Source organism: Plebeiibacterium marinum (assembly GCF_026013615.1).
Lineage (GTDB): Bacteria > Bacteroidota > Bacteroidia > Bacteroidales > Marinilabiliaceae > Saccharicrinis > Saccharicrinis marinus_A.
Window position 1 is genome coordinate 1 of the sequence record NZ_JAPDPI010000025.1, and the last position, 12196, is coordinate 12196.

At 36.7% G+C, this 12196-nt stretch carries 13 protein-coding genes; 7 read left to right on the forward strand and 6 right to left on the reverse strand.

Features of this window, described 5'->3' with window-relative positions:
• Positions 1–144: 144 nt before the first annotated feature.
• Complete coding sequence (locus tag OM074_RS12615; protein ID WP_301199938.1) at positions 145–777, reverse strand: hypothetical protein; 633 nt, start codon at positions 775–777, stop codon at positions 145–147.
• Positions 778–1103: 326 nt separating this feature from the next.
• Between OM074_RS12615 and OM074_RS12620 the strand changes: the two genes are divergently transcribed.
• The 7 genes from OM074_RS12620 to OM074_RS12650 all read left to right on the forward strand — a co-directional run bounded on the left by OM074_RS12620 (position 1104) and on the right by OM074_RS12650 (position 7641).
• Positions 1104–1853, forward strand: coding sequence for a LytR/AlgR family response regulator transcription factor (locus OM074_RS12620; RefSeq protein WP_301199939.1), 750 nt, complete (start codon positions 1104–1106; stop codon positions 1851–1853).
• Positions 1854–2144: 291 nt separating this feature from the next.
• Entirely contained in the window at positions 2145–2918 is a 774-nt protein-coding gene (locus OM074_RS12625; protein ID WP_301199941.1) for a hypothetical protein, read from the forward strand.
• A gap of 2 nt (positions 2919–2920) precedes the next feature.
• On the forward strand, positions 2921–3481 hold the full coding sequence (locus OM074_RS12630) for a LemA family protein (protein WP_301199943.1): 561 nt from the start codon (positions 2921–2923) through the stop codon (positions 3479–3481).
• Positions 3482–3592: 111 nt separating this feature from the next.
• Positions 3593–4573 (forward strand): DUF3137 domain-containing protein, encoded by a 981-nt coding sequence (locus OM074_RS12635; RefSeq protein WP_301199945.1) that lies wholly within the window; start codon positions 3593–3595, stop codon positions 4571–4573.
• A 95-nt stretch (positions 4574–4668) separates the two neighbouring features.
• Positions 4669–5925, forward strand: coding sequence for an outer membrane protein assembly factor BamB family protein (locus tag OM074_RS12640; RefSeq protein WP_301199947.1), 1257 nt, complete (start codon positions 4669–4671; stop codon positions 5923–5925).
• Positions 5926–5989: 64 nt separating this feature from the next.
• On the forward strand, positions 5990–6529 hold the full coding sequence (locus OM074_RS12645) for a hypothetical protein (protein ID WP_301199949.1): 540 nt from the start codon (positions 5990–5992) through the stop codon (positions 6527–6529).
• 53 nt (positions 6530–6582) lie between these two features.
• Positions 6583–7641, forward strand: a complete 1059-nt coding sequence (locus tag OM074_RS12650) for a hypothetical protein (protein ID WP_301199951.1) — start codon at positions 6583–6585, stop codon at positions 7639–7641.
• 214 nt (positions 7642–7855) lie between these two features.
• Here the strand turns inward: OM074_RS12650 and OM074_RS12655 are convergent, their stop codons facing one another.
• From OM074_RS12655 to ercA, 5 genes are all read right to left on the reverse strand, one after another.
• The gene (locus OM074_RS12655; protein ID WP_301199953.1) at positions 7856–8278 is read right to left on the reverse strand and encodes a hypothetical protein; all 423 of its coding nucleotides are present in this window, start codon (positions 8276–8278) and stop codon (positions 7856–7858) included.
• A gap of 2 nt (positions 8279–8280) precedes the next feature.
• Positions 8281–8880 carry a hypothetical protein gene (locus OM074_RS12660; RefSeq protein ID WP_301199954.1) on the reverse strand — a complete coding sequence of 200 codons (600 nt, stop codon included), beginning with the start codon at positions 8878–8880 and terminating at the stop codon, positions 8281–8283.
• Positions 8873–9151, reverse strand: coding sequence for a DUF2089 family protein (locus OM074_RS12665; RefSeq protein WP_301199956.1), 279 nt, complete (start codon positions 9149–9151; stop codon positions 8873–8875). Before OM074_RS12665 ends, OM074_RS12660 begins: the two co-directional genes overlap by 8 nt.
• Before the next feature lie 210 nt (positions 9152–9361).
• Positions 9362–10990 (reverse strand): PAS domain-containing hybrid sensor histidine kinase/response regulator, encoded by a 1629-nt coding sequence (locus tag OM074_RS12670; RefSeq protein WP_301199958.1) that lies wholly within the window; start codon positions 10988–10990, stop codon positions 9362–9364.
• 4 nt (positions 10991–10994) lie between these two features.
• Entirely contained in the window at positions 10995–12161 is a 1167-nt protein-coding gene (ercA, locus tag OM074_RS12675) for an alcohol dehydrogenase-like regulatory protein ErcA (RefSeq protein WP_301199960.1), read from the reverse strand.
• Positions 12162–12196: the final 35 nt, after the last annotated feature.

Genomic DNA, 12196 nt, shown 5'->3' on the forward strand with positions numbered 1-12196 from the left:
TTTTAGATAATAGACATTAGACTGATTTACAATTCGCTTAAAATCAATAAGATAATAATTTTGCCATAAATTATTCAATGTATTTGGAATCAGTATATTATAAAATTTTAACGAACTAATGACTATATATACATTTTATTATATCTAAAATCGAGCTAAGATTTGTATGTTAAAATCAGGTAACATTCTAAATCCGTGTCCATAGCTTTCAAAAACCAAATCACCCGTCCTGAAATAAACATGTCCATGATGGGAAAACCGTTCACAACGCTCCGGTAGTCGTTCAATAACGATATTCCCGGGTAATTCTACGCGTATAAATCCAACTCCGTCCTGGTGGCGGTAGTAATATCCGTCTATGTAATAATAGTGGCAATTGTGGTGCCTGAATTCTACAGGTGCCTTGTGAAATTTACGATAAACCATTCCATGGTGTGGATGCCTGTAGCATAGGTTCTTATTGTACGGGTAATTTTTATGATGCTTGTATCTGTTATGGTTATTATGCCCGGAATAATAGTTGTGTTTATCATGTTGTTTTTGGTAGCTTCTATTGGCATGTTGTCGATTTTTGTCCCTATTGGGATGTACTTTGTATTTGTAGTCCCAATCATGACCTTCATCCCGGGTTTCTTTATGCCGGAGTTCTTTATATCGTTTTACCCGCGAATCATTATAGTTATGCTTTCTACGTTCTTGTGCCTCGGCACTATTTTCAGGTATAAATGCTGTAAGGGTAAACACCATTACAAGCAGTGTTAATTTTGTTGTTTTCATGGCTTCCAGTTTTTTATGTTTTATAATAAAATTTGGTGCCTGAATTTACCGGTATTCAGATGTTAAGACATTTGCAAAGGATGTGCCAAAGCTGTAATGTGTAGATATAGTGTGTGTTATGGTGGTCGTTTGGTTGGCATTTGTTGTTTGGGTATGGATATATCAAAAGATCATATACAACTAGTTTGATTTTCATAGTTGTTGAACGTCCATTGTTCAGGTAAAGTATTTGACGAATAGCCAATATCGCTCCATTAAGATCAGGTTCTTGTTTTTTTATGGGTTATGAAAATGATTACTTTTGCCAATTATTAATTAACCTGATTATGAGAACTGTAATCATTGAAGATGAAAAAGCTTTGCGGGAAACAAACCGTAACTTGCTGATCGGGAATTTTCCTCAGGTGGAAATTATAGGAGAAGCCTCAAGCGTTAACGATTCTATTGCCTTACTTAATAGCACCAAGCCAGATTTAGTATTAATGGATATTGAAATTGAAGGGGGTAATTGTTTTCAGGTACTTCAGGCTTGCAGGCCATATAGTTTCAAAGTGATTTTTATTACGGCGTATAACCAATATGCCATCAAAGCCATAAAATTTAGTGCTATTGATTATATCTTAAAACCGGTAAATGAATTCGAGTTTTGTGATGCTATCAACCGCGTTATTGCTCAAATAAAGCAAGAAGACTTGTTGCAGCAAACTGAATATTTTGAGCAACAATATTCAACAAAAGAAAAACCCAATAAAATTGTTCTTCGTACTTCCGAATCGTTGCATATTGTTAATATTTGCGACATTACATACTGCAAAAGTGACAATAGCTACACTACCTTTTATGTTAAAAACCAAAAACCATTGCTGGTTTCAAAGAGTATAAAGGAATATACAGAATTGCTTTCAGGCTATTGTTTTATTCGTCCGCACCAGTCGTTCCTGGTTAATATTAATGAGGTAAACAGGATCGATAAATCGGATGGGGGTTTTATCATTATGAATGACAACCAGGAGATACCTGTATCAAAACGTAGAAAGCAAGAGGTGTTAAACGACCTTGAGAAATTATTGGTTTAGTATACAGATTGAAACCAAGCCCAATAAACTAATTCAACTTGTTTTTGCATTCAGGTATAATATCTGTCCGGTAAATAACAACTTTTAGGTATTACTGACCACTTTCAAGATGTAAACTACCGCTTTCAAATTTTACCACATTAAGCATCTTTTTTCACTTTTTCTTTGCGCAGTGAATTAACCCCATTGTTCATCATTTTTATGCTATGGCTAGTGCCAGTTGCCTATTGGGTAAATAACAGCGTGCTTTTTTTAGATGAAACCGGGTTTTAAAACTTAACTGTAAAGTATATGAAAAATTCATTGTTGCTATTGATTTTGTTATGCCTTTGGGCTTCATGTTCGCAGAAACGAAAAGTAGATTATGTTGTTCCGGCTAATTTAAAAGACCAGCCCGAGGCTGTAGAGGTTATTGATGAAATGGCTGAAGCTGTAGGGGAATGCCAGGCAGCTATGCAGAAAGCGGTAAAATTTGCCATTTCGGTGGAAAAAAACAATACAGATAGTTTGAGTGTTGGCCAAGGCATAAAAGGAGCTTTTGCTGTATCAAAAGTTATGTTGGCTAAAAAGCACATTGATGAAGCTAAAGACAGGGCAGCCGTTTTGTCCCGGGACTTGAGTGTTAAGCAGATCCTGGCACTTGATTCTGTGATAAAACAAATGGAATCTCAAATTGGTGACATTAATACGGATGAATTGGGATTATCAGAAGAAGAACTGGCCCGGTTAAAAGCAGGAGGAAATCTGGAATTTGGCAGTATGTTGGACCAGACTCCACAAAACCAGGCAGCGAAAGATTCAATTGAGGCGGAAGCAAAATACATCCAGGAGCAACACCGGTTGCATGATGAATGGATGAAATCTCAGGGTGTAAGTCATGAAACCTCAAGCTCTTCAAAGGCTATAGAAACCCCAATGTGGGTTGGTATTGCTTTCCCTATAATTGTGTTGGGGTTGATCATTGTATTCTTTGTAGTGAAGCTTAGGCGTTTTATGAAAGGAATAAAAAGGGTGGCTGGTGAAGTGGAGTATGTAAAAACAAAACTTAAAGATAAAAACTATTAAATATGAATTCAATCATTATTGTAGCCGCTGTTGCTCTGCTATTGATTATTTTGGTTATATCTATGTATAACAGTTTGGTTCGTAGGCGAAACGAAGTGGATAATGCTTTTGGAGGCATGGATGTACAGCTCAAAAAACGATACGATCTTATCCCCAACCTGGTGGCTACTGTAAAGCAGTATGCTGCCCATGAAAAAGAGTTATTGACTCAAGTGACAGAAATGCGCTCTAAAGCTACTTCAGGAAACCTGACCAGTGATGAAAAAGTGGCACTCGATAATAAGATATCCGCTGGCATGAAAGGGCTTATGGTAGCCGTTGAAAGCTATCCCGACCTAAAGGCCAATGATAACTTTATTAACCTGCAACGCACCCTTAATGAAGTAGAGTCTCAAATATCGGCTGCCCGGAGAACGTACAATGCAGTGATAACCGATTTTAATAATGGTATCGAAACATTTCCCAAAAGCATATTGGCAGGCATGATGAACCTAAAGCGTAAGGAGGTATTTGTAATTCCTGAATTGGAGAGGCAAAATGTGGAAGTGAAGAGCCTGTTCTAATATAGTTCACAGTAATAGCGTGAGATATCAAAGCCACATTATTTATTGCATCTGTAATATGTTTGTTTGTGGATTGCCTTGCACTTTAATGATCTTAACTTAATACATAAAATGAAATCACCGGAAGAATTAAAATTACTATATAAAAATGAACTGAAACCTCAACTGGCTCAAATGGAGGGTCAGCGAAAATATATTAAAAAATGGCGTGGGCTTGGTATTTTTGCTGCAGTATTGGTGTTTCTTACCTATCATTATGGCGAGTCTTTTGTGAGCGGTACGTTGGTTATTGTGTTGTTGGTTATATTGGCTATTGCAGGCATTTTTTGCGGACTTAAGGCCTATATCCGATATCAGGATTATAAAAAAGTTTTTAAAGCGGAGGTGGTTGCAAAAATAGTGAGGTTAATAAATCCTGATTATTCATATAACCCATCTGCACATATTTCTGAACGGGTTTATTCTCAATCAGGTATTTTTCCGAAAAAGCCAGACCGATGTAATGGAGATGATTTAATTACCGGAAAAATCGATAAAACACCTTTTGAATTTTCTGAATTGAAAACGGAAGAGAAGAGTGAAACGCGGGATGATGATGGTTCAAAGCGTACAGAATGGAACACCATATTTAGGGGAATCTTTTTTGTGGCTGATTTTAACAAGCATCTGGGTGAGCAGACTTTTGTGGTGCCTCAGAATGATAAGTTTACAACAAATCTGTTTGGCAGGGAACGCAAAAAGACCCACCGATTTGGAGAACTGATTAAACTGGAAAATCCTGAGTTTGAAAAGATATTCTCGGTTTATGGTTCCAGTCAGCAGGAAGCCCGCTATATATTAACACCTACAATGATGGAAGCTATTGTTAATATTTATAGACACCTGGGAGTTAAAATGTACTTTTCTTTTGTAGGGAACAATGTTTATTGCGCCATACCTATGCACAAAAATATGTTTGAGCCTAAAATAGGCAAAGAAGGCATAAAGTATGAAGATGTTGAAGAGATGTTCTTGCTTTTTGGCATGATTGAAACCATAGTTACAGAAATGAACCTGAATACCCGGATCTGGACAAAAGACTATGCTGTTTAGGGCAATTCTATTCAAGGGATTATGAAATCGATATCATAGACTCCAGATCAAAACGCTGTTGCATTAAAAATTTATAAAATAATACATACAAACCAATGAGAAAATTTACTTTAAAACTAATAGGATTTTTATTCATCGCTGCGTTTCTATCGTCATGCGATGACTTGATTGAAAATGATAAAAAAGTATCAAGCAAAGTATTACAAGTCGATTCTGACGATTATACACCACTTGGTGTGCCGGTAGTTATGCCCAACGATAATTTTGTGGTTACTTTTGTTAAGGATTTATTGAGTGAAGGTGTTGCCATATACTGTTACAATGAGTCGGGAGATATAATATGGAGTAACGAACTGCCAGAAAATCCTTCCAATCCTGTTTACCATAACGGACAGTTGTTTTTTGCCTGTAAAAACTATTTGTATGCTCTCGATGCACAAACCGGACAGAAAAAATGGAGTTATCAATTAACAGGAGATGGATTAATAGCCACTAAAAACACTTATAAGCCTTGTGTTGCATCTGATGGTAGTATTGTTGTTACTTTTGACTCTTATCTTTCGGATATAAGCACAGCAGTTAGTGGTAAAATGGTATGTGTTTCTTCTACAGGCACTGAGAACTGGGTGCAGGACATTACTTTGCGAGATAACTATTACGACAGGTTTACAAAATTATCAGCCCCTTTGGCTACTTCAAATGGCGTTTATATGGTTGCCCATGTTTCTCATTCTTCCGGAAATTTTGCCATACTAAACAAATATGTCACAGCTGATGGGACTGCAGGGCTTACCCCTGCCATTTATGACGATTATAACGGATGTAAATTACACTGCGCCAATAATAATGGCGACATATTTATTAGTGGTAATGATGATGTGAATTTTGAAACCAAACTGATCTCTCTATCAGCTTCTCTGGATAAAAAATGGGAAATTTCATTCGGAGATAATTATGTGGCCAATCATGCTGTAATTGATAAAGATGGTAACCTGTTTATTGGGGTTGAAGATGGATACTTTCATAAATATTCACCAGATGGGAGTGAGTTGTTTTCATACAATTTGCAACGGATTTTTGTAAGAGGGGAAATGCTTATCGCTGAAGATGGGAATGTATATAAATGTTTGCAAGGAGCCGAAAAGCTTGATCCACTCTCTGGTGAGTCCACAGCAATTCCTATTGACGGATTTGGCTTGTCCGACCTTTCTATGTTAAGTAATGGAACACTGGTGTATGCAGGAATGGGCGAAGTATACATGGTGTCCACAGATGCAGGAGGGTTGTCTGATGATGCCCAGTGGGGGTGTTTTGGTAGTGGTACCGGACATAGCAGTTTAAAAAGTAATTAATAACAATAATAAAGTAACAATTGGGATCTGCAAACCTACAGTTCCCTAAACAATAAATTAAATTATGAAGAAAATAGCATTTTTTTTAGCGGTTATTGTGTGCGCTGCAGTTGTACTGCCTTCGTGCGGAAAAGATGATACAAAACCTGAGGACACAAAATCTGCACTTACTTTTAATGGTACGGAATTTAATCCCAATAGTATGTGCGAGCTTTGGCATGATAATACCGAAGATTACTTTAAGATTAGCCTGTGGGATGGTTCATTATACCTTAATACCAGCTTTGAGGTTAAAGGAGAAGGAGATTGGCTGACACTTATTTTGCACAAAAACAGCGATATTCCAGTTGGCACCTACACTTTTGGAGAAGATGAGGAGGAGGAAGGTTTCTTTTATGGATATATGAAGTTAGGTGTTTATCAATCGGCTGAAGGATATACTTCAAACGAATCATCTGTATACTTTACAGCAGGAACGTTAAAGGTTGAAGCAACTTCTGATCAATACACTTACAAGATAACATTGGATCTTACCGGTGATACTGGAGAAAGCTATAAGGGAACGGTAACGGTAGACTTCAGGTATATGATGCAGGTGTATTAAAAAATCATATGCATCTATAATTATTTGGTGATCAACATTCAAAAGGATAGCTTATGAAAAAAAATGTTATGGCATGGTGCTTAATAGTGGTATGTAGTACTGCTATTTATTCCCAAAAAGCAAAACGCTATGCCTTAAAGTCGGGTTATGTAAAACTCGAACTTACAGGGAGTACTGTGGGAACCAAGGAGCTTTGGTGGGATGATTTTGGAGAAAAAACCTGCGAAATTGAAAAATCCGTTACCACTACCAAGCTGTTTGGAATGAAAACCACTGAGGAAAAACATGCAAAAACGATTGTGGTAAAAGATAATTATTGGACCGTTAACTATATTGAAAACACGGGTTGCAAAGGAACAGTCCCTGGTTATAACATAGGACAGGAAATATCTGAATCTATGACCGAGGAAGAGAGAGAAGCTTTTGCCAACGGAGTTTTAGAAAGTATGGGTGGGCAAAAATTAGGTAGTGAATCCCTGAATGGGTATTCATGTGATGTTTTTACTATTATGGGATGTAAAAGCTGGTTGTATAAAGGTGTAGCCATAAAAAGCGAAGTTAAAGTAATGGGTATTGTTAATAATGAAATGTTTACAGATTTAAAACCAGGAATATCAGTTCCGGCATCAACATTCACAGCACCAACCGATGTAAACTATCAGGATTTGTCAGCCGCCCAGAATAACTTTTTTGCACAAATGGGAAATATGCCTGCCATGGAAGATATGGATGATGATGATGATGATCTGCAGATTCCGGTTGAATACCCTTTTGATAAATTTAAAAGTGTAGTAAATGGTTTTTCGTATGGAGGATACAAAAGCTGGGGAGTGAATTCTGTTTTTGGGGTACATGCCAGTACTTTAACAAAAGGATTCTCGTCGCTTACTATTGTAGCAGAATCAAGAAAAAATGCCGAAGAAGGCGAATACAGTGGCATGGAAAAGTTTACACACAATGGCCATAACTGCTATTATGGTGAAATGGAGGAAGAAGAAGGTACTGCTCTCATCATTGATTATCCAGCCTATGATATGTATATTATCATAGCGGCATTACCCACGATGGATAAATCAACTTTGGTATCTATTTCAGATAAGCTACAATTTTAGGATATAAAGGATAGATAGGAATAGCCTTTTTATTGCAATGGGGAACGGGATGTCTCGGGGATATGATTTATTCAGACTCAACTAACAATTTGTATGTTTAATTATTGAATAAAATATTCTTGAGACACCCCACTGCTTTTAAGATTACTGATTGGTTCTTACCAATATTGTTATAAATCAACATGGCTTGAATAGCCTGAAAACCATTATTATATTATACAACTTGGCTGCGTTGTGAGTTTATGTAATCGGCTAATTCTTCAGGAACATTTGTTCCGATCCATATTTTCCGTTTCTTGTTTTTCACTTCAAGTTCAATGGCTTTATTGCCCGAAACATTATAAAGTATAACGCCCGGCCTGAACCTGATTCCCCACCCCAATGGCATGTAACTTATAGGCTTGCAGCTAATAATGTCGTTCAATTTATAACTTCCTTTAATTAAGCCAATTCCAAAGCTGTATTGCACACATTTCTCAGAGACGGTTATTGTGAGCTTGTAAAACATTAAAATGGTTATAAGCGATATTATTGAAATCAACAAAAATGTTGTGGGATGTGGAAATTGGAAGATTACAATACTATTAACAATTAAAACGATGGTAACTGTTACCCATCCAAATTGAGTGCGTTTCATAACTAATAAAGTTTTAAGGTGAATTGATAATTAAGATATTCGGTAATAATTACAGAAATAACCAGCACAATTATAAAGATGATGGAAAGTTTTGAACCTTTAATATTGGCTGATATTTTAAATGCATTAAACATTAATGCAATTAACCAAATGGTTAAAAGTAAGGAGAACACTATAAGAGTAACAGCTACCATTATTTCTATATTCGATATCTCAACAGGTTCGCCCATCTTTAGGGTTGTCCATAAAATATATTTCCCAAATAATTCAAGGGCTTCCGAAAATCCAATAAAAGCGGCTGGAAAATATGGGTATCGTGCAAGAGCTTGGGTGCCATAGATATCAATTATACGCACCTTTGATTTTGAGAATAAAATGGCTGCAATATACATAAACGTTGATATAGTAAGCCAGTTGATCAGGTTTTGGATAATAAAATACCATAAAGGCATATCCGGACTGGTTTTTATGGATATGATAGAAGGAAAGTGTGTATGGCTAAAATAACCAATTGTTGATGAAAGTATAATAATTGCCAATCCTAATGCCAACGACTTTAAACCGGCTATGTAATAAAATGGATTGATTAGTTTTTTAATCATGATGTTGTAGATTTTTAATTTTACCGATCAGGTCATCTAACATATTTCGAACTGTAGGATAGCTTAAATTTAATTTTGAAGCCATCAGTTTTAGGCTTCCGCTGCATTGAATAAAATCAAGGATAAAGTTCTGTTCTCTGGGTTCAAGTCTTAAAAGAACCGGCAATTCAAATTGGCCGGTAATTGTGGTTTCACAGTTTTCGCAATAAAGACTTTTTACTTTTAACCCGGCACTACAGCTCGGACAAGATATAGGGAGTTTTTTATCCATAAACTTAATTTATTTTGAATAAAGATAATATTAAAATAAATATAATTCAAATATAAATTAATAAAATGAAGTTAGGGGTGAATAAAGTTAAGTATTTCTCAAGTTATTTAGTATGCCAAAATTACACTTATAAAGAACTAACGAACTATTGTTATATGTTAAACCTATATAATGCCTTTTAATGGTTGTAGTCAACTCTTCCCACACCGTTTATTTATCGGGCAGGTATTTGTATATTATTTCCATCAATTGTTCTTTACTGATGGGTTTGGAAATAAAGTCATCGCAACGATGTTCCAGAGCAAGGTTTTTGTCGGCTTCGGTAGAGTAGGCTGTTTGTGCAATAACAGGAAGATTAGGGAAAATTGTTTTTATTTTTTCTGTCGCTTCATGACCATTCATTATGGGCATTTTTATATCCATTAATACCAGGTCGATATTGCTGTTTTGATTGCAGATTTCAACAGCTTCCTTGCCGTTTTTTGCATGAATCAAAGTATAATTGAAATCTATTTTTTTTTCGAGTATGGCTTCTAAATATAGGTAGTTTATTTCTTCATCTTCCGCTATTAGAATAGTTTTGGCCGGGCTTGGATTGCCAACTGATTTTTTGCTATAGGCTTGGGCAGTATGGCTTTTTATTGCTGGATTGTATGGAATACTCACATAAAAAGTTGAGCCTTCTCCTTCCACTGATTCTACATTAATATCCCCATCTAATAGTTGAGCATTTTCTTTTGCTATTGAAAGCCCAAGGCCCAGACCTTCATGCTTGTCCGAAATTTTGGCATCTCCCTGCGAAAACCGGTCAAAAATAATCTCTTTGTTTAAAGAAGATATTCCTGCACCTGTATCTTTTACATAGATTACCAGCTTGTTCTTTTTTGTAAAATACCCAAGTTCGATGTATCCTTCATAGGTAAACTTTAAAGCATTTTCTAAAAGGTTGTTTAAAATTTTGTATAGTTTGGTTTTATCTGAAACAATATAGCTTTCGTCTTGTTTTAACTCCTTTTTTAGGTATATGGGTAGTTTACGCTTGTTTGACCGGAGATTGAATATTGAAAATATCTCCATGAGCACATCGTTTATTGAAAATGTTTCTTCGTAAACTTTTATATGCTTTGTTTCGAGCTTAGATATTTCTAATATATCGTCTATGATTTTTAAAAGTTGTGCGCAGCTGTTCTGAACAATCGAAGAATAATATTTGCGCATTTCTGAACTTATGTCATCCTCGCCCAGCAGGTCAACAAATCCACTGATCCCATTCATCGGGGTTCTGATTTCGTGCGACATGTTGTTCAGGAATTCTGTTTTTAGCCGGTTGGCCTCTTCTGCTTTTTCTTTTGCCATTTTTAATTCCTGCTCGTACTTTTTTCGGGCAGCAAAATCCCTTGTTACAGCAACAATGGCACGTTCGCCTTTCCAAAAAGTAGGACTCAGGGATACTTGTATTGACAATTCAACATTCGTCTCTAATTGCTTCCCAACCCATTCAAAAATCTGGGATGAGTTGTTGATTACTTTCTCCCAGACATCAGGTAGTCCACTGGTATCCTGACAAGGGGCAGATATATCATAAACGGTATATTTTGTTTGGGGATCATCGTTTATATTGTAGGTTTTTCGGGCATGGTCGTTTATATATAGTATGTTTCCATTTACATCATGAATAATTATGGCATCACTAATGCTATTAAACAAGGTTTGCAGGTTTTTTTGGGAAGCTTCAAGACTACCTATTTTTTCCTGTAATTCGGGGTAATAGCTTTTGCGTAGGGAGTGTTCCCCCAGGCCTATTATTTTATCGCGATATTTGTTCCAGTTTTCTTCCATTCAATCACATGGCTTCAAGGTAAATTGTTTCCAAATCTTTTTTAACCGGAGGTTTGGGATTTGTGGCATTGCAAGGATCGTTAATGGCCTTGCCTGCAATAATAGGTACTATATCAGTAGATACCCCATTTGTTTTCAGGGTTTTTGTAATGCCCATACTTTGTTTAAAACCAATAAGGTAATCAACAAAGTTGCTACGTATGTTGCGAGTGGTTTGGTTTGCCACCGGTAAATTGAATATCCTGGCAATTTCTATATAGCGTTCTGCTGCTGATTCAAAATTATAATCAACTACATGGGGAAGTAAAATAGCGTTGCATTCTCCATGAGCCAGGTCAAGATATCCTCCGAGGCTATGAGCCAAAGAATGCACACATCCCAGACTGGCATTAGAAAAAGCCAGGCCTGCATATAAACTGGCCAGCATCACCTTGCCCCGGGCCTGAACATCTTTTGGGCGGTCGATACTATCTTTTAAATTGCCTTTTAAAAGTTTTATGGCCTCTAATGCATATAAATCAGTAAATGGTGAATTGGCATTTGAAACAAAGGCTTCAAAGGCATGGGAGAGGGCATCCAATCCTGTACATGCCGTTAAAAAAGAATCCATACTGGTTAGTATCCAGGGATCGATTAGTGCCACATCAGGAACTACGGCCTTGCTGATAATAGCCATCTTATACCTTTCGTTAGTGTTGTTAATAATGGCAAATTGTGATACATCAGCAGAAGTGCCTCCTGTAGTGGGGATACATATCAATGGCGGCATGGGTTTGGTGATCATATCTACACCTTCATATTCTATGATATGCCCATGGTTTGAGCTTACAATACCAATCCCCTTGGCACAATCCATTACACTTCCTCCTCCAAGGGCAAGAATTGCATTGCATTTGTGCTCTTCAAAAATTTCGGTGCCTTTCATTACCTCATAGTCGCGCGGGTTGGGCGAAACTGACGAGAAAATGATATATTCGAGAGCATGTTGCTTTAGCTGGTCTTCTATTTCAGCAACCCATGGGGTATTCATCATCCCCTTGTCCGTAACAAGGAGTATTTTTCTCCCTCCAAGTTTTTTACAATAAACTCCGGCCATTAAACGGGAGTCAATTCCAAAAATATACTCAGGGGCTAAAAATTTACGTGGACTCAATTCCAAATCACCAGCCATATCTGAAGGTATTTAGTGAACTATCAACAAGGTAA